We start from the raw sequence: 25183 nt of genomic DNA, 5'->3' as shown, positions 1-25183 counted from the left end.
AAGTGAAAGGTGCGCTGGCAATGAGAGCAGTGCACCTTTCACTCGTTCTGCATGTCACTCATTAAATGCCTACTGCCTTCCTGAAAGAATCGTCGTTAGGCTTCACACCCGATGCAAAAAAGTGGGTGAGCTTGCCATTCTCGTCAACAACATATTTGCAGAAGTTCCACTTAGGCGCCTGTTCATTCCAGCCGTTCATGCTTTTGGTTGTCAGCCACTTGTAAAGCGGAGCCTGATTCTCGCCCACCACGTCGATCTTTTCAAAGAGCGGGAAAGTTACCCCGTAGTTCTTCTGACAGAACGACGCGATCTGTTCGCTGCTGCCTGGCTCCTGACCGCCAAAGTTATTGGCTGGAAAACCCAGCACGACCACTTTGTCTTTATGCTGCTTATAGAACGCCTCCCAGTCAGCATACTGCGGTGTGTAACCGCATTCTGAGGCGGTGTTCAGAATGATCACCTTCTTACCCTTATACTGGCTAAGCGATACCGTTTTGCCGTCAAGGCTTTTCATGCTGAAGTCGTAGAGTGACTTGGTCGGTGCCGAATCAAGTGTTACCGGGGCTTCGAAGGCGGCCGTTTTATCGCTGAAAACGTGCTTAACTAATCGTGAAAAAGACATAGAAACGACAAGGATAACGGCCGCTGCAAGAGCAAGACCGATTTTTGATGAAGTACGCATAACTGGATTGTTAGGGGTTATTGGAGCTACAAGTCTGATTTGGTGCGTTGGTGTTGCGAAAACTACAAGCATGCAATACTAAACCCCATCTATCAAACCAATCTACTTACATTTTATCAGGTACGCCGATACCTAGTAAACCCATGCCTTTACGGATGGTTTCAGCCACCTGCGCCGATAGGGTAAGCCGTAATTGCGTTTTTACCGGATCTGGCTCCGACAGAATAGACAGTTCAGCGAAAAGTCGATTGTAGGCCTTCGCCAGGTCGTATACATATTGAGCAATTGAAGAGGGTGCGAAATTGTCGCCTGCTTCTTTCACCCGCTTCGGATACTGCCCCAGTAAGACAATCAATTCCTGCTCTGTTTCGTGCAATTCCACCGATTCATCGGCTGGTGCATCGAAAACGAGTCCCGATTCCTGCGCCTTGCGGAGTACCGACCGAATCCGCGCATGCGCATACTGAATGAAGGGTCCTGTATGGCCGTGTACGTCAACCGATTCTTCCGGGTTGAAGAGCATCCGTTTCTGCGGGTCTACTTTCAGCAGGTAGTATTTCAATGCTCCAAGGCCAATCATGTGAAATAGTTCCTGCTTCTCGGCCCCAGTAAATTCATCCAGTTTACCTTTCGCAGCGGCGTCTGCCGCTGCAGCCGCCACGTTCGTCACTTCATTGACCAGATCATCAGCATCGACAACGGTACCCTCGCGTGATTTCATTTTTCCCGATGGCAGGTCAACCATGCCGTAGCTCAGGTGGTAGCAACCAGCAGCATACGGCCGACCAAGACGTTTCATGATGGCAAACAGTACCTTGAAATGATAGTCCTGCTCATTGCCCACTACCCAGATTGACCGGTCTGAGTGAAAATCGCTGAATTTCAGGTCTGTTGTCCCCAAATCCTGCGTGATATAGACCGATGTGCCGTCGCCCCGCAGAACGAGCTTCTGGTCAAGGCCTTCGTCTGTCAGATCGATCCAGACAGATTTGTCTTCTTTTTGATAAAATACGCCAGACGCCAATCCTTCTTCTACGACATCTTTACCAAGCAGGTACGTGTTCGATTCGTAATACGTCTTATCGAAGCTGACACCAATATTGTTGTAGGTATCGGCAAAACCAGCATACACCCAGGTGTTCATCTGTTGCCAGAGCGCCACCGTTTCGGCATCGCCCTGCTCCCATTTCAGCAGCATTGCCTGCGCCTGTTGCATCAGTGGAGCTTTTTTCTCCGCAACATCCTGGGCCATTCCTTCATCAACCAGTTGCTTCACTTCGGCTTTATACGCCTTATCGAACAGAACGTAGTATTTACCGATCAGGTGGTCGCCTTTCAGGCCAGCCGATTCGGGCGTTTCGAATGTGCCGTCTTCCTGACGACCAAACTTTTGGTACGCCAGCATCGACTTACAGATATGGATTCCCCGATCATTGACCAGACAGGCTTTCGTTACAGCAAAGCCATTGGCAGCCAGAATACGACTGATTGAATCGCCCAGGAAGTTATTCCGCAGATGGCCCAGGTGGAGCGGCTTGTTGGTATTGGGCGACGAAAACTCAACCATCACTGACTGCCCGTTATTGGGTGTTACGCCGAAATCGGGCTGTGCCAAAATACCGTTTAAGGCCTGAATGTAAGCCGCATCTGACACGCTGATGTTCAGAAAACCCTGCGCTACGTTGAAGCTGCGAACCACGGGCGCATTTGATTGCAGCCAGTTTCCCAGCGCCTGGCCAATCTCGGCGGGTGATTTTCGGAGCGATTTTACCAGTGGGAAGAAAACGTAGGTGTAAGTTCCTTCAAACTCTTTTTTGGTAGGCTGAAGGGTGACGTCATCTACCGACGTGTTGTAGAGGGTGTGAATGGCCTGCTGAATAGCCGCTTTTAAATCTGCCTGTAAATCCATTGCTGTGTGGCCATCCTGTTGGGCCGGAACGTTCCGCCTGTGCGGTAGTATTGAGTTACAAAAGTACGAAAGGGCTACGCATTTGGGCAATTCAGGCAGAAGATGTAGCTTTCGGTATATCGAGCATTTCCAGACTGGCTGTTCGACACTCTATTTCTATGCGCCTTATTCTCCTGTTTTGTTTTTCGCTCGCTACCGGGCTTGCTGTTGCTCAGATGGTGCCAGTAAAGCGTGCCGATTACTCGATCGAAGAGTCGGCTGACGAAGAGTACCATGTGCTGCCGCTTGGCGAACAGGGAGCGCTCCTAACCTATCATCTCCACGACGACTACAGCCGCCATCCACATTCGTATACATATACCCGGTTAGACACTGCCCTGACCACCCGCTGGAAGGTGGAGCATACCCTGACTGAGCATTTCTCTCCGTCACACACGTTCAATAATGACAGGTACGTATTTCAGCTTGCCCAGGAAACCGATACCGACAATTTTACCATCATGCGCCTCAGTCTCGACGATGGTACGGTAGATACCTACGCGGGGAAATTGCCCTCAAGTCTGACGACAACAAATTTTAAAGTGATGGGGAACATGGCGTACATGGCGGGCTATTACCGGTCAAGGCCCGTCGTGATGGCTTATTCGTTGTTCGATAACAGCATTCGGGTCTTTCAGGGACTCTATGTAAACAACGTTGAACTGGAGAGTATGGAGGTTGATGAGTTCCGGCAGGAAATTCACGTGGTAACCCATACGCTGAAGAAAAACTGCCAGTTTACGCTGCGTTCCTACGCCCCAGATGGCCGGCCCTTACGGGTTATCGAATATGGCGGAACTGAATATAGCCTGATTTCCGGCAAAATCTTACCGATCAGCGTCGATGAATCATTGCTTGTGGGCAACTATTCTACCGACTGTACACCTTACTCGCAGGGCATTTTCATCACCCGCATACGGCATAACGAAACAGGAAAACTGACCGTCACCACCAACCGTGGCGAAGCGATCAGGTACGTTGATTTTTCGAGCCTTAAGAATTTTTTCAACTACCTAAAACCCAGGCGACAAAAGAAAATGCAGGCTCGTCTGGCTGAACAGAAGCGGCTGGGTAAAGAATTCACGTTCCGCTACCGGCTGCTGGTTCATGACCTGATTCCTACCAAAAATGGCCTTCGGCTTGTAGCTGAGGTGTATTATCCGCAGTACAGAGGGTCTATCTCAAGCTATACTAACCGGTCATGGCGGTCAGTGTCAACGCCACAGTCCAGATATCGTTCAGTCATCGGGTCTCCCGGAAGTAGCAATCAGTTGTCATCTGATGGATACCGCTATACACATGCGTTTGTCTGCGAGTTTGACCAGCAGGGTAACTTACTTTGGGATAACTGTTTACCGATCGATGACCTGACCGACATGGATCTTACGCAAAAAGTGCAGGTATCGGCGCAGGGCGATCGGATGGTGATGGCCTACGAACAGGACAGTGAAATTGCGACCGAAGTCTTTGAACGCGACTCGGTCGTGACCACCGCCGAACCGTATAAAATGACTGCAGGTTCACTGAAAGAGAAAGTTCAGGAAGCGGCCGATGAAGGTATTGTTGCCTGGTATGGACCTTATTTTCTGGCAACTGGGTATCAAAAAGTTGGGCCGGAACGAGGATATACCAGCAAAAGCCGCGAGCTTTTCTACGTCAATAAACTGATTTACAACGCCTTTAGCCACTCAATTCCTACGCCGGCATCCAGAAAATCAGCCACCGCAAAATCATCTGGTCCAGACTGATCAGGTTTTGTTGCCGTTCACTAACCCCGGAACCCAGTCCCTGCTTTGTGGGTTCATTTAGCTTATGATACCCAATAATCGCGAACTGATTCATGCGCTCCGGCAGGGGCAACTCCTCGGCATAGCCGACGAAACGGGTTGGTCGGTAGCCGCCGATCCGCTGAACGAAGCCGCTGTGCAGCAATTGATTGCCCTGAAAGCTGCCACCAAAAATCCGTATGACCTGACTGTTCTGGCCAGAAATACCGACCAGGTGGTGATGTATGTTCAGAAAATGCCCGACGTTGCTTTTGATCTTGTCGAATTCACGGATATACCGCTGACTGTACTGTTTCAGAAAGGCAAAAACGTGGTTGCCGGCGTGGGCGAAACTGAGATTGCCATCCGAAAATCACTGAATGAAGATGTGCAGTTTCTGCTGGGTGGCTTCGGTAAAGCGGTACTAACCCTTCCATTCGAGAGTTTTGCGCTTCCCGATGCAGCCCGTAAAGTGGTGACTCATACAATCGGTGAGGCCTCGCGTAACTTCCGCAAGCCCCGGATCCTGCGGCTGGGTATGGGCGGCGAAATTGAATTCCTCAGGAAATAACTGTTAAGTCGTAGGTAGTACAGGAAAAGCGCCACGAAATCAGTATCGCGACTTAGCACTTGCCTATATACGACTCTGTATCAATGAATTTCGCTGATTTTCTTACTAGTAAGCCTGTTTTCGCGCGCATTGCCGAGGCAGCTCAGACGCTGAACATCCCAGCCTATGTGGTGGGTGGGTACGTTCGGGATCTGGTGTTGAAGCGCCCCTCGAAAGATATCGACGTTGTCTGCATTGGCAGCGGTATCGCCCTGGCAGAAGCGGTAGGTAAGGCTGCCGGTGTCAATGTTGCCGTGTATCAAAACTTCGGAACGGCTATGTTGCGAATGGATGACCCGGTAGATGGGTACGTTGATGTTGAGTTCGTGGGTGCCCGTAAAGAATCGTACCGGTCCGATTCGCGTAAGCCGATCGTGGAAGATGGCACGCTGGCCGACGACCAGAACCGTCGTGATCTGACAATCAATGCCATGAGCATTAGACTGAACCAGGCGGGTGCAATCGGCAACGTACCTGGCGCGGCATACGGCGATGTAATTGACCCCTTTGACGGTCTAACCGATCTGAAACGCCGATTGATCCGCACGCCACTGGCGCCCGATCTGACGTTTTCCGACGATCCACTGCGCATGATGCGGGCCATTCGGTTTGCAACGCAACTCAATTTTGATATTGACCCGGATACCTTCGATGGCATCATTCGGATGAAAGACCGACTGGGGATTGTCTCGATGGAGCGGATTATCGACGAGCTAAACAAGATCATCCTGGCCCCTACCCCGTCTTACGGCTTTAAACTGCTCTACCACGCGGGGTTGCTCGACCTGATTCTGCCTGAACTCGTGGCGCTGAAAGGCGTTGAAACGGTGGATGGGAAAGGACATAAAGACAATTTTTTCCACACGCTTCAGGTCCTCGATAATGTGGCGCGGATGAGTAACGACCTTTGGTTACGCTGGTCGGCCATTTTACACGATATAGCCAAAACACATACCAAGCGCTTCGATAAACGCGTTGGCTGGACCTTCCATGGTCACGAAGAAGTAGGCGCACGGCTTGTTCCAACCTTGTTCAGGCGGTTGAAATTGCCGCTCAACGAGCATATGAAGCAGGTTCAGAAATTGGTTCGGCTTCACATGCGCCCCATTCCGCTGGTCAAAGAAACCATTACAGATTCGGCCCTGCGCAGGTTGCTTTTTGAAGCTGGACCCGATCTGGAGTTGCTTTTAACCCTATGCCGGGCGGACATTACCTCGAAAAACCACGAAAAGGTACAGAAGCACTTGAGTCGGTTCGATCAGGTAGAAAAAAAATTACACGATCTGGAAGAACGTGACCAGTTGCGAAATTTTCAGCCCATCATTACGGGCGAACTGATCATGGAAACGTTTGATCTGAAGCCCTCCAAAGAAGTCGGCGACATAAAGGTTGCCGTTCGTGAAGCGATACTGGAGGGTCTGATTCCCAACCGGTACGATGTTGCTTATCCGTTTATGATTGCTGAAGGGGAAAAGCGCGGATTTGTCGTAGCAAGACACGTACCTGAACCCGAAGCTCCCTCAGCGGATACAGAGTAATCTTATTTGTTTGTTTCTTGCAACCACTATGGAAAAAAATAACTTTCGTCGTTCATTCGGAGCGGGCCTGACAATTCTGGGAGCCGCCGTGATTCTGTTTGCCTGTGTGGCGTTCCTGTCAAACGGCAAGCCTACATTGGGCCTTGAAGTGACGCGTGGAGCCGCTGCCGCCCCATTTCTGGTAGGGCTAATCTTTTTCGGAGCCGGTATCAATCTGATCAACAACTCATAGAGGAGTTAAAAAATAAGAGTTAAAAGTCAAGAGTTGTTTCGCTAACTATAAGCCTGTAAGCTAGCGAGGCAACTCTTGACTTTTAACTCTTAATTTTTAACTCCTTTACCGCTTTGCTGTCAGCAGCCAGGCGTAGGTATTTTGAGGCAGCGGCAACCCAGTTGGCTGAAGTTGCAGGTACATAAGGTGCAAATGTGTTGGAGACCGGGCTTTGTACGCGTTTAGCCCCGTGCGACCTACTTCGGATATCTTCTGTCCGGCACGTACCCAATCGCCCATTGCCACGTTGACAACGTTGTTATGGGCGTAATAGAAAAGCCCGTTACGGACGGGGTCATACACCCATATCCAGTTTCCGCCGCGGTATTCCTGGGCGGGCGTCCAGCCGGTTTCAACGGCAATAACCAGTCCATCAGACATCGACAGCACATCAACGGGTTTGCCGTTTCGGTCATCTACTGAGTCCTGGTTCTGATCGCGAATGAAAATATCCTGCGCCGGGTGGCTACCCCGAACATTATAATCAAAGAGGTCAAATCCAGTGCCCCGGTAGCCTTCGCCGTGTGTGCCGCCAATGGCACTTGTTGAGTAACCTTTCAGTGGAAACCACATGGCCGTCCGATCGCGTCCTTCTTCCGACGTGGTATCGGTGGGAAAATCTACGTTTGTTCGAAAGCGCTCACGCAGGCCAAGCATGATCCGGCTAAAGGCGGCTCTGGCCGAGTCTGGCAGGATGGTCTCTTCCCGAATCTGAATGTATAATGTGTTGAATCGCTGACAGTACTGATAAGGTGTCGGCTCGGGATTTTCTGAAAGGGGTACCTGCGACGAGGCGATGTTCAGCCCGCCCACAAGCAAAGCAATCAGAAAGCCAATAAATCGTCGCAAAATGGAGGCAGGGGTAGAAATTGTCAGCAAAACAGGGAATCTTTTTGCCAAAAATAACGAATAGTCGTCAGGCGACTACGGCACCACCCGTTTTCAATTACTGCCAGGTGGGCAAAAAACCCGATAGAACGTGTAGCTCACCGTCAGGAAAACCATGGTGTAATGGTCTTTTCGGTCCGGGTCACTCTGGTTCAATTTAGGGGCTCCGGCGGGTGGTGTTCCTAAACCATCCAGATTATCCGTCGTCGTAAACCGAGTAGTGTACTCCAGGCCAATACTCCAGGGGCGGGCAATTTCGTATTTCACGCCAACCCCTAACGGGAATGCTATCTGAACGGGTTTGTCGCCAGGCTGTCGTAAGCCATGCGAAAAAACAGCCAACCCGCCGAAAACGTAAGGGGTCCAGTTCTTTACGTTGCGAAGGGGCGTGTAGTTTCGAAATTTATATTCGCCCAGCAGTGCCACCTCCCGTATCGTATTTCTAAAAGCAGCCCCACGTGCCAGTTGATAGGCATCATTGGTAATACTATCGGTGCCGATAATTCGACCGAGCGATACTTGAGCCCTTGCCGCAAACGAGCGGGTAGGATTGTACCTGAAGAACAGACCGCCGCCCGGCCGTACAAACTTCGGATTAAGCACGGGCGCAACATCTCCCGTATAGAGCATGCCTCCAAATGCGCCACCTACCTCGATCAACTGACTAAACCCCAGCACCGGGGTCAGAAAAAGCCCGACTACCAGGAGCCGGGCCATTATACCTTTTACTTGTCTAGACACAGGTTAGCGGATCGGAGGACACTTGATTTTTGCCGGAATAATATAGTGTATCTGGAAACTGGTTAACAGATACGAGTCTTTAAGCGGTATGCGGCTTCCGCCCCCCCGTTGTAAAAATTCATCCGGATTGATACCCGCAGCTGTCAGCTGATTGAGACCAGCCTGTCGGCTTTCACCAGTTCGGGCTGCATACAGTTCTTTTATGGTTGCATTTCCGTTTGCATCTATGGTAAAGCCCCGGTTTGAAAACGCCCGGGCCAATGGGGTTGCCAAATCAGCTGGGTTCGGATAATTACCGCCCACATCGTCCAGATAATCTGAGAAGGTAGGCGTCATCCGTATTTCAGCTGCCAGATCTAGATACTCGCTTAATTTATACCGTACGCCAATGCCAATAGGCACTGAAATGGTTACCAGCGAGTAGGGTTTAGCGTAGCCAGGTTGCCCTTGTCCTTCTGTTCCCAGCGGTTGCAGGGCTACCCACCGTTGTGTACTGTCGGGTTGCCCCTCAGCTGCACGGCCGGTCAGCGCTTTCGGGTTATGCGCAACCAGGGCAACTCCCAGCAAGGCATACGGTGTTAGTTTCGGACGGTCTCTGGGCGTTCTACCACCCGGAATAAAATCGTAGGTACCAATCAGGGCAAACTCTTTCAGATCGTTCCTGAAATGCAGGTTTCTGACAAATTGCGGCGAATACGTCAGCGGATCACTTTTCGAATAGGTGTAGTCATCGCCAGTGATCCGTGCCCAGGTGAAGGAAGCGCGAACCCCTATGCGCGGCGTGAACTGACGCCCGTACATAACTCCAACATTCCAGCGTGGCAATGTGAAAAGCGACTTTAATGGCCGACTGTACCCAGCAAGATCACCAAAATAGGTTGAGGTACCTAACCCGAAACCTACTTTAGAGTAGGGTAAAAATTGGGGATTCGATCGACTCTGCGCGTACCCCTCGTGTCTGCTTCCGCCTACCAGCAAAGCCGACAGAATCCCCAGCGTAAAAATGGGTCTATAAGTCATGGAATTGATTACGAAATTAAATCGGTTAGCCTGTCACTCCATCACCAGCCCGCTCCGGATGAACGGATGCCTGCGCCGGTGTTATGTTCTCAAAACGGGCTTACGTTTAAAATATTGGCCTGCTTACTGTTTTTCTAACGATTGTCAGTTTCGCACATCGAAGCCCCAATTTAGTTTACTTCGGAGTGTATTCAGAAAATTGTCGTCACTTAACTTCACCAAACGTGCCGAAAACCGTTCACGCTGAACATGAAGTTTCGTAGCCACATCCACCGTCTTCGAGCGCGAATCCAGTGCAACCAGAAAGTTGCCACTGCGACTTTCTACTTCAAATGACAGCTTACACGAGTCCATGATCACCATCGGCCGCACATTCAGATTGTGCGGGCTGATTGGCGTGATAATGAAATTATTCGTTTGCGGCAGTAAAACCGGCCCGCCGCAACTCAGCGAATAACCGGTTGATCCGCTGGGCGTACAAACGATGATCCCGTCTGCCCAGTACGAATTCAGGAATTCTCCGTCCAGGTACGTATGTACGGTGATCATGGACGAGCTCTGGGTACGTGTGATCGTGAAATCGTTCAACCCAAATGGGATACCATCAAATATATCGGTATCGGCCTGTACACTGACCAGCGAGCGCTCGTCGATCGTGTATTTTTTATGGATCAGCGCATGGAGCATGAACTGAATGCCTCCGGGCGATACGGTTGCCAGAAACCCTAATCGACCGATGTTGATGCCTACGATTGGAATTTCGCGGGGCCCAACGTGCGAGACCACATCGAGTAATGTGCCGTCACCACCCAGGCTAAACGCGAAGTCGGCGTCGAAAATCTCCTGTGGTGTGTGATACGTGAGCTGACTATTATGCGTAATGCCAGCCGATTCCAGAAATTGACGGTACGTTTCAGACAACTGAACTTCGGCTCCCCGAGCTGCCAATGTATCGAACATTGACTGAACAAAAGGCCGCGCTGCTTCCTGAAAGGTACGTCCGTGAATGGCAATTTTCATGAAGGAATAAGTTGTATGTTACACATGGCAGGTTGTAGGCTACGTTTGGGTATCCGGGTTGGAAACGCGTGGGCCAGCGTGCAGGTGCAACTACAACTCAGTTATGTATTCAAAAAGCGCATAAGCGCATTCAGGCGTTCCTGATCCAGGCTATCAATCGGGGCGCTGGCATAGGCCGCATCAATGGTGTAGCCGAACCGCTCCAGCGTTGATACTACGGCCGTGATGTCACGCCGATTCAGTTTGAGGGTTAGCCGCGCCTGATCAGTAAGTCCGTATGCCGGGCTGCTATAATAGCTGCTGATAATTTTAACGTTATTCGTTTCGATCAACCGGCTGATCTCGGCCATTGAATAGTCGTGTTCGTCTAAGGCAAGCACCAGAATGGCACCCGATTCCTGAATGCCGAGTTCCCGAGAAAACTGACGCAACAGGTCTGTAGTCCCTACAGAGCCCATAAATTCATTATCAGCGTTCAGGATGGCCAGCACATCGAGCCGGTGCTCTGTTGCCAGCGCAATCAGTTCAAGAAGGTGCTGATTTTCGGTCGCATAAACAGCTTCGGCCAACCGCATGACCTCGCTGATCGGACGTTCATCGTCGGGGATGTTCAACAGTAAATCCTCACTCACAACACCAAGATACTGGCTATTGTCGACCACTGCCAATTGGGTCAGGTGGTGTTCCTGCATCCAGTCCAGGGCTTCTGCAACAGAGTCTGCCGGCTTGAGCGCGGGAATCATAGGGTCGATAAGTTCAACAGCTAGCATACGAACGGTAAAATGAGTGTCGACTGAAAACTAAGAAGAATTTTCGATAGTTTCAGCGATCTATGAACAGTTATCAATAAACGGGAATCAGTGTTGATCAGGTACGTTCATTTCGGAACACTGATCCCTGTTTATTAATAACTGATAATTGACCCAATTGGATGTTTCTCCAGCCACTGGCTCAACAAGGCATTAAAGCGGGCAGGGTTCTCCATCATCGGGGCGTGGCAGCACTTATCGATAAAATGGAGTTCTGTATCCTCGATGAGCCGGTCGAACTCATGCGCTACATGCGGCGGCGTAATCGTATCGTTCAGGCCCCAAACGAGTAGGGTGGGCACTTTAATCCGGTAAAGCTCTTTAGCAATGTTGGTGCGTTGCGCCGACTTGGCTATCTGAACGATATTCAGACACTTGGGAATGCTGCTGGTTACCTCAAACACTTCGTCGATCAGCTCCTTCGTGGCCACGGTTGGGTCGTAAAACGTGTAGGCAACGCGCTCAGCCACGAAATCATAACTTCCTCGCTTAGGGAATGACCCTCCCATTCCGTTCTCGAAGAGGCCAGAACTACCGGTCAACACCAGGCGTTTTACTTCTTCCGGGTGTTTGAACGTATAGAGCAAACCAACGTGCCCACCCAGTGAATTGCCAAGCAGCGTTAGATCTGACAGGTTACGGAACGCCACAAAACGCTCAACAAACGATACCAATCCATCTAAACTCGCCTCCCGCATGGGCATGTCGTAGATGGGCAGCACTGGAATGATAACCCGGTAGTTGGGCGAAAATGTATTGATTACATCGTCCCAGTTACTGAGCGCACCAAACAGCCCATGCAACAAGAGCAGGCAGTCGCCCTGCCCTTCGTCGATGTAGCGAAATTCGCCTTCCTGATGTATGGTCGCATTCATAGGGTGGATACTGGTTTTGTTGATTGAATAAAGTTGCGGAGCATTGATAATCCGGATTCCGTTAAGACGGCTTCCGGATGGAACTGCACGCCCCATACTGGATACTCCCGATGCCGAATGGCCATTATCTCGTTCACGCCATCTTCGTTACTCACAGCCGTAACAAGCAACTCGGCTGGCAAGTTTGTAAGTGTCAGCGAATGATAGCGCGTCACCCGAATCTGCGAGGCTACCCCCTGAAATAACGCATCATTCGTATCGACCTGAATGGTTGAAACTTTACCATGCATTGGTTTGGCACTTCTGACGAGCGATGCACCAAAATACTGGCCAATGGCCTGTTGCCCTAAACAGACGCCCAACATCGGTAACCGGTTATGATAGTGGTGAACGACATCCATTAAACAACCCGCCTCAGTGGGTGTACCCGGCCCGGGAGATAAAACCACGGCATCATACGCATCCCCAATCAGCGTTTCGAGCAATACGTTGTTCCGACGAACCACGCAGTCTGCCCCCGCCTGTTGAAGATAGTCGACGAGCGTATACGTGAAGGAATCGAAATTATCGAGCAGCAATAATCGCATTAGCGAAGGAAAAGTATTGGCAAAATAGGCACTTCTAAGAATAATTGTCAAACTATAAAATTTAATAACTTGATTATCAACACGTTATTTTTTTATTAACCAGATTAAATGCAATTTTTCACTAAAAAATCATACCGTACTTATTCCCCTCTGCGGGGTTGACTATCTGTTATAAACGACCCGCAGGCCGATCGTATTCCGAACTACAGCAAATTTCACTGTGCATGTATGTTGAAGAACGCTTTTATTTGTCGAAAGGCTTCCCATCTAGTCTACATAATCTATGCCTATAGTGATTATCGGCGCCGGAATGGCTGGCCTGACCTGCGCCAACTACCTGCACCAGAAAGGCCGTGCCGTGCTACTGCTCGACGCCCAGGACGTACCCGGCGGTCGGGTTCGTACCGATGTTGTTGGTGACTTCCGGCTCGACAGAGGCTTTCAGATCCTGCTCACCGCCTACCCTGAGGCACAACGGATGCTGAACTACACCGCGCTGGATCTTAAACCGTTTCGGTCTGGCGCAGCCATCCACCACGAGGATTCGGCGGGTACGAACTGGATGACCTTAGTCAATCCATTCAGCGAACCGATGAGTGTCTTTAAAACCTTGTTTTCGTCAGTAGGTACGTTGTCTGATAAACTCCTGATTGCTGACCTGATCCGACACGTAAACGCGTTGTCGACTACCGAACTATTCAATCAGTCGGCCACCACTACGGCAACGTACCTGCGGAGCAAGGGCTTTTCGGAGCAGATCATTGAGCGCTTTTTTCGGCCTTTTTTCGGGGGTGTTTTTCTGGAAGACGACCTCACCACATCGAGTAATTTTTTCGAGTTCTGTTTCAAAAACTTTTTCCTGGGCGACGCCGCCATTCCTGCACTGGGAATCGGCGAAATTCCCAGGCAGCTAGCCAGCCGGTTACCCAATGAGGCGCTCCGGCTAAACACACCGGTCGACCGAATTTACGGCAGAACGGTACACCTGGCGTCTGGCGAACAAATTCAGGCCGAGGCCGTTGTCCTCGCCGTTGATGCACGTGCTGCCGCCAGGTTGCTGGGTAAAGAGTTACCTGCCCTTACCCGGTTCAATCATACGACATGCACCTATTTTTCGGCACCTGCGGCCAATCGGCCCCACAGTCTGAAAGCCGACAAGTTACTGATGTTGAACACCAGGCGTTCTTCAGCAGTCCATAACCTTGCCATACTGAGCGATGTGGCTCCGGCCTATGCGCCAGCCGACCAGCTATTGATTTCGGTAAGTACCCAGGGCCTTGTTCAGGTCGATGAAGAAGCACTAACAAAGCGCATACGTACCGAACTGACTGGCTGGTTTGGCGAATCGGTTCAGGAATGGCGACACCTGCGAACCGATCATATTCCCGAGGCGCTCCCCTCCTACGGGCCGGATGTGCCCGTACGCCCCCTTAAACTGGCGGATGACCTCTACCAATGCGGCGACCAAACGGCATATCCATCGCTGAATGCAGCCATGCAAACAGGCCGCCTGGTCGCAGAGATGCTTTGATATGTAGTGACGCCGGATGTTTGACGTAACTCACAGAACGTTTTTCTTTTATCAGCTTATTTCATCCACCTTTCACTTCGGTCCATGCCCCGTTTTTTCGTTGCTCTCCTGTTCATTTGCTGTCTGCTTCCTGAAACAGCTTCTTTTGCACAAACAACTGATAATGAATACAATTTAATCCCGTTCCCTGCCCGTTTTACCGGATTACCGGGGCGCTTTGCCTTGGCTGCCAGTACGCGTATTCTGACGGCAGCAAAAGACCCTGCCCAAACGGCCGCCGCCCAGCTTCTGGCCAGTCAGCTAAAACTGACCAGCGGGTTACCTATTGCCGTGACAGCTTCAACGCCAGCCCTGGCAAAAGGGAAAAACATCGTTTTCGAGAAGCATACCGCTGGCCGTTGCGGCCCCGAAGGCTACACCCTTCGGGTAACTCCTGAGGGAGTGCGCGTTGGTGCCGAAACGCCCAAAGGTTATTACTACGCCGTGCAGACGCTGATGCAGTTACTACCAGCCGATGTGTACGGGTCAACCCGTGTTGAGTCGGCCAATTGGTCGATGCCCGCCTGTGATTTGCTCGATCGGCCGCGATACGCCCACCGGGGATTGATGCTCGACGTTGGCCGGCATTTTATGCCTGCGGCTTTCGTGAAGAAATTCATCGACCTGCTGGCCATTCACAAAATGAACACCTTTCACTGGCACCTGACCGATGATCAGGGCTGGCGGATCGAGATTAAGAAATATCCCAAATTAACGCAGGTTGGATCGACCCGGAAGCAGACACTTGTTGGCCATTACGCCGAAAATTACCCGCAGCAATATGATGGTAAACCACACAGCGGATTCTACACGCAGGATCAGATTAAAGACATTGTCAAGTATGCTGCCGTCCGCCACGTAACGATCGTTCCTGAAATTGAACTGCCGGGTCATGGCCTGGCTGCACTGGCCGCTTACCCGGAACTCGGATGCGACCCGGCCAAAGGCTACGAAGTGGGTACGCGTTGGGGTGTTATTCGCGACGTGTATTGCCCAAGTGAGAAGACGTTCACGTTTTTTCAGGACGTACTGACTGAAGTGATGGCGCTCTTTCCCGGCAAATACATTCACATTGGCGGCGATGAATGCCCCAAAGACGCCTGGAAGCAAAGTGCGTTCTGTCAGGACCTGATCAAAAAACTGAAGCTGAAGAACGAAGATGAGCTGCAGAGCTATGTCATTCGTCGGGTTGAGAAGTTTGTGACCAGCAAAGGGCGGGCCATCATTGGCTGGGACGAGATTCTGGAGGGGGGCCTGGCCCCCAACGCTACCGTCATGAGCTGGCGGGGTATTGCGGGCGGTATTGAAGCGGCCAAGCAGAAACACAACGTGATCATGACGCCAGGTACGTTCTGTTACCTCGACAAATATCAGGCAGACCCGAGCACCGAGCCCCTGTCGATTGGCGGCTACCTGCCCATCGAAAAGGTGTATACCTATGAACCGACACCGACCGAGCTAACGCCCGACCAGCAGAAGTACATTATGGGCATCCAGGGAAATATCTGGACAGAATATATTCATACCCCTGACGAGGTAGAATACATGGCTTTCCCGCGAGCGATAGCCCTGGCCGAGATTGGCTGGATACCCGCCGGGCCACGCAACTTTGAAGATTTTGCGTCCAGGCTGAAAAACCACCTGAAACGCCTGGACCGATTGACTGTCAACTACGCCAAACGCCTGCTCGATGTGCGGTCGGAGACACAGTTCACTGGCGAAGGTCAGTTGCAGGTACGTCTCAGCAAGCTAGATTCCGACGGCAAAATCTACTTTACGACCAACGGCAGCGACGCCTCAGCGGCATCAACGGAGTATATCGCTCCGATCACACTCACCAAGACCACAACCATTAAAGCCGCGACTGTTCCGGCCAACGATAAACCCTACGCCGAGACGTTCTACATACACCGCGCAAAAGGGAAACCGTATACGTATACAACGCCTAAAGCGGAAGCTGCCGATGAAGGTCGCAAACGCCTGACCGATGGCCAGGTTGCTGCCAGCCCCCGCGACGACCGTCCGTGGGTGCAGGTATCCGGGGGCAATGACATTGCACTCACCATTGACCTAGGCGAGGTAAAACCGGTAACTAAAGTGACAGCCTCTTTCCTAAAAAAGGTGATGTTTGGTATCATGCCGCCCAAGTCGGTTGAGGTGGCCCTGTCGAAAGAGGGCGATTCATTCAAGGATGCCATTGCCCAGCCTATCGACGAGCCGCTGGAAGGGCCGTGGCGCATTGTACCTGTGGTAGCAGATTTTAAAACAGCCCGCGCCAGGTACGTTCGGATAACGATCAAAAACTATGGCAACGTACCTGAAAGCAAGGAAAATGAACGCTCAGGCAAACCCGCCTCGCTGGCCGTCGACGAGGTGATTGTTGACTAATCAAAGTCTAGTATAATATAGGGATAAAAGACCTTTCAGGCTTGGAAATGACCAATTTTCCTGAATGAAACTGCGCGTTTTTTTGTTTTAAAATCATGGAACAAACAGCAAATACGTTAGATAAATTAACCCAGCCTATTCAACCCGATGAAATTGAATGGCGCGTTCAGATGCAGACCAAAACCGGCAAGTTGATTGTGGTCCCCTACATCACAAACCGTTGTGTGATGGACCGTTTCGACAGGCAGTTTGGCTGGTTCGGCTGGCAAAACGAGATCACCGAAATCCAGGGTGGTTTCCTGTGTAAGATCACCGTTACCATCCCCGCAACCCATACCACACCCGTTCAAATCCTGTCGAAAACAGACGGTGCCAGTCGCACTGATATTGAACCGGTGAAAGGTGGTATCTCTGACGCTATGAAACGGTGCGCTGTTCAGTTTGGGCTGGGACGAGATTTATATACGTACCCTCGCGTGTTCATCGATACGCCCGACAAATTCATTCCAGATTGGGCGCATCCACAACTGGAAATGCTCGTAAAAAAAATAAATGATGGAAGCTACAAAGGTGGCGATATCGTTACCCTCCGCGCTTCGTATCAAAAGGCGTAAAGTGACTGTATGTGAACAATCACACAATAAGTTGCTACTAGCTTAAGTTCAGTATCAAAAAGCCGGTCGATTTTGCCAGTCAGGCATAATCATCCGGCTTTTTGACGCTTATTCACCATCTCCCACAACCTTGATCTGCGTTAGCGACATCAATTTTGTTTAAGATTTACATGCAAACATTAAACAAAACTTCTCGTTCGACAGTTGAATTGTATATATCTGCAAACGTGGCAGCGCCAAGGCTACTTGTTTCACTTGGTTATTGGCAAATACAAGCTCAACGCTGGCCGATACGGATATGCAGTTTATTGATACTGATGAGTACACTGTTTTCCTCGTGTAAACACGTAGATACGCCAGTAGCAGTTACGCATACGATTACAGACATTCTGGTAGTCAACAACAGTTTTACTTTCCTGCGGGCTGCCGTGCAGCGGGCAGGCATGACAGATATGCTTCGTACTGGCACATACACCGTTTTCGCCCCCACCGATGATGCATTCAGAGCAGCGGGGTATGCTGACGTGGCAGCTATCAACCAGCTTCCAGTTGCAGCGGTAACGGCTCTTGTTCAGTACCATGTCATTGACAAAAGCGTTCCTGCTTCCGCTATTCAGGGCGGGCAGACAGTAGGCTTACAAACGCTGCTGCCCGCAAACGGCATGGTGTATATCAGTAAAGTGAACAACTATCTGTCGGCCAACGGTCATCTGGTGACTACCTCCGACGTGGCAGCAGACAACGGGGTGATGCATGTGGTCAGCGCGGTACTGTCGCCGCCAAACGCAGACGCCATCAGCACGATCCTCAGCGACCCTCAAAATTTCAGCCTGCTGGCAGCGGCAGTGCAGCGGGCCGGAGCTGGTTTACTGACCGTGCTTCAGTCAACCACTGCGGCAACGATTTTTGCGCCTACCAATGAAGCATTCATTGCCTCTGGCTACACACCATCGGCCATTGCCGGAGCGAACCCTGCGGCGTTGCAACGATTGCTGAATTATCATCTACTGCCTGGCCGCTATTTCTCGAATCAGTTCATTAATGGCCAAACCCCCAAAACGGTGCTGGGTTCAACCATTCGGATGAACGTATCGGGCAGTTCAGTTTCGATCACCGCTCTGGGCGACACGACAACGGCAGCTACGGTAGTACGACCCGATATTCTATCAACAAACGCGGTTATTCACCGCATTGATCGGGTGCTGATACCACCGCCCTGAAGACCTTACACCTACCGTTAACCTGGATAGCCCCGGTCTGGCCCTGCGTTGTTGCCTTTCGTAACATGCGGGCCAGACCGGGGCTTTTCCGTGGCTGGATGGGTGTACTCCAGGAATCAAAAGTAGGGGTCACCTGTTGTTAAGTAGGCATCATTTATAGTCATTTGTGCGGTCTATGCTGCATTCATTCATTGTTATATTGTAAGACAATGAGTGTCAACGAATGGCTATCGACGACCACTGCTGCAGACGGCACAACTGACTTTTCCATAATGGCTAAACCACAAAAGAAACTCTTCCTTTTAGACGCCCTGGCGTTGATTTATCGGGCACATTTTGCGTTCAACAAAAACCCGCGCATCTCCAGTAAAGGCGTTAATACCAGTGCCATTTTCGGGTTCATGAACTCGATGATGGAGGTACTTCAAAAAGAGAAACCTACCCACATCGGCGTTGCTTTCGACCACTCGAAAAAGACCTTCCGGCACGAGCAGTTTCCGATGTACAAAGCCACACGTCAGTCGCAGCCTGAAGACATTTCGGTGGCCATTCCCTACATCAAAGAGATCATTGCGGCCATGAACATTCCGATGCTGATCATGCCGGGATACGAAGCCGACGACATCATCGGGACGCTGGCCCACCGTGCCTGCGCCACGGGCGAGTTTGAGACCTACATGATGACGCCCGATAAAGATTACGGGCAGTTGGTCAACGACTGCGTGTATATCTATAAGCCCGCTTTCATGGGCAAGGCCGCCGAAAAACTGGGAGTTGCTGAAATCTGCGAACGATGGGGTATTGAGAAAATAAGTCAGGTTGTAGACATGCTGGGGCTGGTTGGCGACGCGGTCGATAACATTCCGGGCATTCCGGGTATCGGCGAAAAAACGGCGCAGAAGCTCATAACTGAATATGGCAGCGTAGAAAACCTGATTGCCAATGCCGATCAGCTAAAAGGTAAGCTCAAAGAAAATGTGGTGCAGTATGGTCAGCAGGGGCTGTTGTCGAAAGAACTGGCCACCATCCACCTGGAGGTACCCGTCGAATTCGACGAAGCTGCGCTGTTGCATACCGATTACGATAAAGAACGCCTTGGCGCTTTGCTCGATGAGCTGGAGTTCCGGCAAATGAAAACCCGCTTGTTGGGCGACGCGCCTACGCCCCTTAAAAGTGAATTCGTAAAGTCGCCGGGCGGGCAAATAGGGCTGTTCGATCCGTCACCTGCTTTTATGCCGATGCCCTCAGGCAATGGCCAGTCGCCCAGCGGTGCCGATGATCTTCCTTTTGATTTTGGCGACAGCACCACGGCCAGTTCTCCCAGGAAAACACGTACGGCAAAGGCAACGCCCGTCACGGTTCCTACGAGTTCGGGCGAAGCGGCTACGCCTGGCCTTGTTACCGACAACGCTCCGACTGAAGACGCACCCGGTGCCGACGTACCCAGGGCTATAGAGTCAGCTAGCTGGGGCGATGATGCACACGAATCAGAAGTAGATACCGCTTTTTCAACTGAACGCCGAAAAACGATCAATTCTGTTGTTCATGATTACCGGCTCGTTGATACGCCCGAACTGCGTGCCAGTCTGGTAACGTACCTGAGTCAGCAACCCAGCGTCTGTTTCGATTCCGAAACCACCGCCATTGACCCCGTTGAGGCGGATCTTGTCGGACTGTCGTTTTCGTATCTGAAAGGCGAAGCTTTCTACGTACCCGTTCCGGCTGATCGGGAGGAGGCTCAGGCGGTTGTCGATTTATTCAAGCCGTTCTTCGAAAACGAATCCATCGAGAAAGTGGGCCAGAATCTGAAGTACGATCTGTTGATGCTGAAGAAGTACGGCGTTCAGGTACGTGGTCCACTCTTCGATACCATGCTGGCCCACTACCTGATCGAGCCCGAGCAACGGCACAACATGGACGTGATGGCCGAGGTTTACCTCAACTACCAGCCCGTCGCTATTGAGTCGCTGATTGGCAAAAAGGGGAAAGGGCAATTGACCATGCGCGAAGTCGACATTCAGCGCGTAGTCGAATACGCCGCCGAAGATGCCGACGTGACAATGCAACTGCGCGATACCTTTGCGCCAATGCTCAATAAAGACAGCCTGCACAAGCTGTTCGATCAGGTTGAAATGCCGTTGGTACAAGTGCTGGCCGATATTGAGCTGGAGGGCATCACCCTGGATACCAGCGCCTTGGCAGAGCTTTCGTCTACCCTGGACATCGACATGAAGCAGGTGCAGGCCGAGATTTACGAGATTGCAGGCGGAGCATTTAATATTGGCTCACCGAAACAACTGGGCGAAATTCTGTTTGATAAGCTAAACCTCGACAAGAACGCCAAGAAGACTAAAACGGGGCAGTATGCGACCGGAGAAGAAGTACTCTCGAAGCTGGAAGCCGAGAACCCGATCATCGGCAAAATTCTCGACTATCGTGAACTGATCAAGCTGAAGAACACCTACGTCGATGCATTGCCTTTATTGATCTCGCCCCGAACAGGACGGGTGCATACATCGTTCAATCAGGCAGTTGCGTCAACAGGTCGGTTGTCGTCCACGAATCCGAACCTGCAAAACATTCCGATCCGTACACCACGTGGACAGGAAATTCGGAAAGCATTTGTGCCCCGCTCCGATGACTTCCTGATCATGTCGGCCGACTATTCGCAGATCGAACTGCGGATCATGGCAGCCTTCAGCGGCGACCAGACAATGCTCGATGCATTTAACAATAACATCGACATTCATACCCAAACGGCGAGCAAGGTTTTCCACGTACCTATTTCGGAAGTAACGAGCGAGATGCGCCGGAAAGCCAAGACAATCAACTTTGGTATCATTTACGGCATTTCCTCGTTCGGTCTGTCGCAACGCCTGAAGATCCCGCGTAAAGAGGCCGGGCAAATCATCGAAGAATATTTCCAGGAGTTTTCGGCGGTAAAAGCCTATATGGATCAAAGCATCGATAAGGCACGCAACTGCGGCTATGCCGAAACAATTCTGGGACGCCGCCGCTACCTGCGCGACATCAATTCGCGTAACGTGACCGACCGGATGTTCGCCGAGCGTAACGCCGTCAATGCACCCATCCAGGGCAGTGCGGCCGACATGCTAAAGATTGCCATGATCAACATCCATCAGTTCATGCTCCGCGAAAATCTGAAGTCTAAAATGATTCTGACCGTGCATGATGAATTAGTCTTCGACGCCCACAAATCAGAACTCGACTTCCTGAAAGAAAACGTCGATCGCATTATGAAAACCGCGATTCCGATGGCCGTCGCTATGGAAACCGGCGTCGGCTTCGGCGAAAACTGGCTGGTAGCGCATTGATGGTAATTGGTTGATTGGTTGGCTGGTAACATCCTGCAGAGCCAACCAATCAACCAATTAACCACTCAACCAACTAATCCCCTCCTAATATACCCCCTTATACCGGTGATCATTCCGTTTCTGCCGAATCGGGTGTAGCGGAATTTGCAGACCACCCGTTGATTCGAGCCAATCGAAAACCTTGCTTTTCATTTCTTTGGCAATTGCCTGATGATCAGCACTTCGGATCAGGTTGTTCACCTCCTGCGGGTCATTTTTCAGGTCGTACAGTTCGTTGGCGTCCCAAACGCCGTGGTTGAAAATGTACTTGTAGCGATCAGTTCGTACGCCGAACATCGTTGGTGTCTGCGGGAAATCGGCTTCCCAATAATATTCGTAAAATGCCTGTTCGCGCCAGGGGATAGACTTGCCCTGAAGCAGGGGCAAAAATGAATTTCCCTGCATCTGAGCAGGCTTGGCAATGCCGGCATATGCCAGCAGTGTGGGCGCTATATCCACGTTCTGCACCACCTGATCCAGCTTCGTGCCCGCCTTCACCCTTGTTGGGCAACGCACCAGCAACGGCACCCGCATCGATTCTTCGTACATATGGCGCTTGTCGATCAGGCCGTGTTCGCCGAAGCTGAACCCATTATCGCCCATGTACACAACCAGTGTATTTTCCAGTTGACCATTGTCTTCCAGCCACTTCAGTACCCGCCCAACACTATTGTCGACGCCCATCAGTGTTTCGCAGTATTGGCGGTAGAAATCGTTGAAGCCTATCTGGCCGTGATACATGTAATCGACGCCGTGCCAGCTGTACCGTTGCTGCTTCACCCAGTTGGGCATATCGGCCATATTGACCTTCAACGGCCCCATCTCCGGATTGACCGCTGGTTTTGATCCCCACTGCCTACTGGAGTCTGTGGCCGTCAGGTACATGGTTTGCGGGTAGTTGATCGGCATGTTTTTGTACATTCCCCGGTGCCGTTTTGCCGGTTGGAACTCAGCATGGACCGCCTTGTGCGACAGGTAAACACAGAACGGCTTCGACTTATCGAGCGAACTGAGCCACCTCAACGCATAATCGGTGAGCAGATCGCTGGTGTAGCTGCTGTCTGTGTAGCTGACGCGCTTGCCATTGATATTAAACGTGGGATTGTAATAATCGCCCTGTCCTTTAAAACTGAGCCAGTAATCGAAACCGGGCTGGGGCGCATCGTCCGTATTTCCCATGTGCCACTTCCCCAGGAATGCTGTTTTATAGCCTGCTTTCTGGAGGTATTGCGGAAAGAATTTCAGGCCGGGCGTCAGCGGAGCAAAATTATCTACCACCTTGTGCGTGTGTGCGTACTGCCCGCTCAGGATACTCGCCCGGCTAGGCGAGCAAAGCGCCGTGCTGACAAACGCATTTCTGACATGTGCCCCCTCTGCCGCCAGTCTGTCAAGGTTTGGTGTTTTCAGGCCAGCTACTTTGCCGGTAAACCCCATGAAATCATAGCGGTGATCATCGGCCAGGATGTAGATGATATTCTTCGGCCGAACAGGCGGTTTGGGCTTTGCCGATGCGAATGAAACCGCGGCGTCCGGTTGCGGTTTCAGCGCCAACAACGTACCTGTCAGCAACAAAACGCCAGTTATACCAACCAAATGATTCTTCATATATGTATTGGACTAAAATAGGATCTTGACTGGATAAAGATTTTGTCTATTCATAACCGCAGTTTTTCTCCGGCTTATCTCCCGGAGCTAAAGCACTGCTGGCCTCATCAGCTCCTTTCAGCAGATCGGTTTGTATACCGGAGAAAAGCCCAGATACGTACAAACGCCCGCCCGGTCAACGTACCTGAGCCACAGAGCCGGCAACCCTGTTGTTACGCCCTGTTCGCTTTTGGAGATCGTCGCCTAAATCATCCCGAGCTTCTTCGGCCAGCTTTTCAAGTTCAGCTACAATCTCAGGGTGTTGTTCACGCACGTCGTACCGTTCGCCGGGATCGCGGCGAAGGTCGTAGAGAGCCAGCGGGAAGGCACGATTCTCCGTGTTCGGTCCTGGCTTCCCGCCCTGCCCGGGCATGAACCCTTCGTAGGTACGTCCCGGATGGGCAAATATTAGCTTCCAGTCACCTTTCCGAACGGCCTCGAGGCTGTTTTTTCGATAATAGTAATAGAAGTGATCACGCGGCGTCACTGATTCATCGCCTTTCAGCAACGCACGCCAGTCGACACCGTCTATGCGCTGGCTTGGTAGCCGGGCACCACCTAGTCTGGCAACTGTCGGCAGAATATCCATCGTAGTCAACAGCTTATTGCTCACTCGCCCGGCTGGCACCACACCGGGCCAGCGTACCAGACATGGAACGCGGTGACCGCCCTCAAATGTGGTTCCTTTTCCCTCCCGCAAGCCGCCCGCCGAGCCAGCATGATCACCGTAGTTGAGCCAGGGGCCGTTGTCGCTGATGAAGATCACCAGCGTGTTCCGATCAATTCCCTGTTGTTTTAATTCCTGCATCACCTGCCCAACCGACCAATCGAGTTCCATCAGTACGTCGCCGAACAGGCCAAGCCTGCTTTTTCCACGAAACCGCGATGAAGCGGCCAATGGAACGTGTGGCAGCGGATGCGGTATGTATAGGAAGAATGGCCTGTTTTTGTGCCTGCGAATAAACGAAATAGCCCGGTCGGTGAAGCCAGGCGTTAGCTGACTGGCGTCGTCCAGGGTTTTCACCTCCTTCGTTGGCTTATTCCCATCGATCAGAAACAACGGCGGGTAGTTGGCCCGTGCCTGATCGGGATGCAGTGGCCACATATCGTGCGAGTAAGGCACGCCATAATATTCGTCAAAGCCATGTTGCAAGGGTAAAAATGCCGGCTTATCGCCCAGATGCCATTTGCCGAAAATGCCCGTCGCGTAACCCTGCTCTTTCAGTAATTCAGGCAGCGTTTCTTCAGACGGATTCAGCCCAACTGGCGACAACGGACCCAGCGCCCCCGAAATGCCGATCCGGTTTGGATAACATCCTGTCAGCAACGAGGCCCGCGAGGCACTGCACACGGCCTGAGCCGCCAGAAAGTTTGTAAACCGACTTCCTTCAGCCGCCATCTTATCCAGGTTAGGCGTTGTGTAGCCCATAGCACCCGTACATGAGAGGTCACCGTAACCGAGGTCGTCAATAAAAAACAAGACCACGTTCGGCTTGTTGGCAAGAGATACTTCCCCGGCGCCAACAAGCAGAAAACAGGCCGCAAGCATCGATCCTGTTATAGAAATGCGAATGAAGCGAGATAGAAGCATAACTGTAAGGGTGGATTCATTACCGTA

The 25183-nt window shown here is 51.4% G+C and carries 20 protein-coding genes; 9 read left to right on the top strand and 11 right to left on the bottom strand.

Annotation, left to right across the window (positions count from 1 at the left end; translation table 11 throughout):
- Nucleotides 1-61 precede the first annotated feature (61 nt).
- Nucleotides 62-682 carry a glutathione peroxidase gene (locus J2I46_RS00860; RefSeq protein ID WP_207327033.1) on the bottom strand — a complete coding sequence of 207 codons (621 nt, stop codon included), beginning with the start codon at nt 680-682 and terminating at the stop codon, nt 62-64.
- 106 nt (nt 683-788) lie between these two features.
- Nucleotides 789-2591, bottom strand: a complete 1803-nt coding sequence (argS, locus tag J2I46_RS00855; protein ID WP_207327032.1) for an arginine--tRNA ligase — start codon at nt 2589-2591, stop codon at nt 789-791.
- A 158-nt stretch (nt 2592-2749) separates the two neighbouring features.
- Here argS and J2I46_RS00850 point away from each other — a divergent pair, with 158 nt between their 5' ends.
- From J2I46_RS00850 to J2I46_RS00835, 4 genes are all read left to right on the top strand, one after another.
- Nucleotides 2750-4378 (top strand): hypothetical protein, encoded by a 1629-nt coding sequence (locus J2I46_RS00850; RefSeq protein ID WP_207327031.1) that lies wholly within the window; start codon nt 2750-2752, stop codon nt 4376-4378.
- 64 nt (nt 4379-4442) lie between these two features.
- Nucleotides 4443-4967: an L-threonylcarbamoyladenylate synthase gene (locus J2I46_RS00845; protein ID WP_207327030.1), complete on the top strand. Its 525-nt coding sequence runs from the start codon at nt 4443-4445 to the stop codon at nt 4965-4967.
- An 83-nt stretch (nt 4968-5050) separates the two neighbouring features.
- Entirely contained in the window at nt 5051-6544 is a 1494-nt protein-coding gene (locus J2I46_RS00840; protein WP_207327029.1) for a CCA tRNA nucleotidyltransferase, read from the top strand.
- A 28-nt stretch (nt 6545-6572) separates the two neighbouring features.
- On the top strand, nt 6573-6776 hold the full coding sequence (locus tag J2I46_RS00835) for a hypothetical protein (protein ID WP_207327028.1): 204 nt from the start codon (nt 6573-6575) through the stop codon (nt 6774-6776).
- 105 nt (nt 6777-6881) lie between these two features.
- Here J2I46_RS00835 and J2I46_RS00830 read toward each other — a convergent pair whose 3' ends face one another.
- The 7 genes from J2I46_RS00830 to J2I46_RS00800 all read right to left on the bottom strand — a co-directional run bounded on the left by J2I46_RS00830 (nt 6882) and on the right by J2I46_RS00800 (nt 12755).
- Nucleotides 6882-7664 carry a M23 family metallopeptidase gene (locus J2I46_RS00830; RefSeq protein WP_207327027.1) on the bottom strand — a complete coding sequence of 261 codons (783 nt, stop codon included), beginning with the start codon at nt 7662-7664 and terminating at the stop codon, nt 6882-6884.
- 93 nt (nt 7665-7757) lie between these two features.
- Entirely contained in the window at nt 7758-8444 is a 687-nt protein-coding gene (gene porG / locus J2I46_RS00825; protein ID WP_310588972.1) for a type IX secretion system protein PorG, read from the bottom strand.
- A gap of 3 nt (nt 8445-8447) precedes the next feature.
- Complete coding sequence (locus J2I46_RS00820) at nt 8448-9464, bottom strand: DUF6089 family protein (protein WP_207327026.1); 1017 nt, start codon at nt 9462-9464, stop codon at nt 8448-8450.
- Nucleotides 9465-9608: 144 nt separating this feature from the next.
- On the bottom strand, nt 9609-10484 hold the full coding sequence (locus tag J2I46_RS00815; RefSeq protein ID WP_207327025.1) for an NAD kinase: 876 nt from the start codon (nt 10482-10484) through the stop codon (nt 9609-9611).
- A 101-nt stretch (nt 10485-10585) separates the two neighbouring features.
- Nucleotides 10586-11254, bottom strand: a complete 669-nt coding sequence (locus tag J2I46_RS00810; protein ID WP_207327024.1) for a CBS domain-containing protein — start codon at nt 11252-11254, stop codon at nt 10586-10588.
- Between the two features lie 134 nt (nt 11255-11388).
- The gene (locus J2I46_RS00805; protein ID WP_207327023.1) at nt 11389-12168 is read right to left on the bottom strand and encodes an alpha/beta fold hydrolase; all 780 of its coding nucleotides are present in this window, start codon (nt 12166-12168) and stop codon (nt 11389-11391) included.
- On the bottom strand, nt 12165-12755 hold the full coding sequence (locus J2I46_RS00800; RefSeq protein WP_207327022.1) for an anthranilate synthase component II: 591 nt from the start codon (nt 12753-12755) through the stop codon (nt 12165-12167). The genes J2I46_RS00805 and J2I46_RS00800 overlap by 4 nt, the downstream gene beginning before the upstream one ends.
- A 283-nt stretch (nt 12756-13038) precedes the next feature.
- On the opposite strand from J2I46_RS00800, the gene J2I46_RS00795 reads away from it, so the two are divergent.
- The 5 genes from J2I46_RS00795 (at nt 13039) to polA (ending at nt 21882) form a co-directional block, all read left to right on the top strand.
- Nucleotides 13039-14286 (top strand): NAD(P)/FAD-dependent oxidoreductase, encoded by a 1248-nt coding sequence (locus J2I46_RS00795; RefSeq protein WP_207327021.1) that lies wholly within the window; start codon nt 13039-13041, stop codon nt 14284-14286.
- A gap of 84 nt (nt 14287-14370) precedes the next feature.
- Nucleotides 14371-16713, top strand: a complete 2343-nt coding sequence (locus J2I46_RS00790; RefSeq protein WP_207327020.1) for a glycoside hydrolase family 20 protein — start codon at nt 14371-14373, stop codon at nt 16711-16713.
- A gap of 95 nt (nt 16714-16808) precedes the next feature.
- The gene (locus J2I46_RS00785; protein ID WP_207327019.1) at nt 16809-17327 is read left to right on the top strand and encodes a Rad52/Rad22 family DNA repair protein; all 519 of its coding nucleotides are present in this window, start codon (nt 16809-16811) and stop codon (nt 17325-17327) included.
- Between the two features lie 317 nt (nt 17328-17644).
- On the top strand, nt 17645-18547 hold the full coding sequence (locus tag J2I46_RS00780; RefSeq protein ID WP_207327018.1) for a fasciclin domain-containing protein: 903 nt from the start codon (nt 17645-17647) through the stop codon (nt 18545-18547).
- 272 nt (nt 18548-18819) lie between these two features.
- Complete coding sequence (gene polA, locus J2I46_RS00775) at nt 18820-21882, top strand: DNA polymerase I (protein ID WP_207327017.1); 3063 nt, start codon at nt 18820-18822, stop codon at nt 21880-21882.
- An 84-nt stretch (nt 21883-21966) separates the two neighbouring features.
- Here polA and J2I46_RS00770 read toward each other — a convergent pair whose 3' ends face one another.
- Both J2I46_RS00770 and J2I46_RS00765 read right to left on the bottom strand, forming a co-directional pair.
- Nucleotides 21967-23526 carry a sulfatase family protein gene (locus J2I46_RS00770; protein WP_207327016.1) on the bottom strand — a complete coding sequence of 520 codons (1560 nt, stop codon included), beginning with the start codon at nt 23524-23526 and terminating at the stop codon, nt 21967-21969.
- A gap of 175 nt (nt 23527-23701) precedes the next feature.
- Nucleotides 23702-25156 carry a sulfatase family protein gene (locus J2I46_RS00765; RefSeq protein ID WP_207327015.1) on the bottom strand — a complete coding sequence of 485 codons (1455 nt, stop codon included), beginning with the start codon at nt 25154-25156 and terminating at the stop codon, nt 23702-23704.
- Nucleotides 25157-25183 lie beyond the last annotated feature (27 nt).

Origin of the sequence: Fibrella forsythiae (assembly GCF_017353175.1) — a bacterium.
GTDB classification, from domain to species: Bacteria; Bacteroidota; Bacteroidia; order Cytophagales; family Spirosomataceae; genus Fibrella; species Fibrella forsythiae.
Note: the sequence above shows the minus strand (reverse complement) of the source record. Positions and strands in the feature narration are given on the sequence as shown.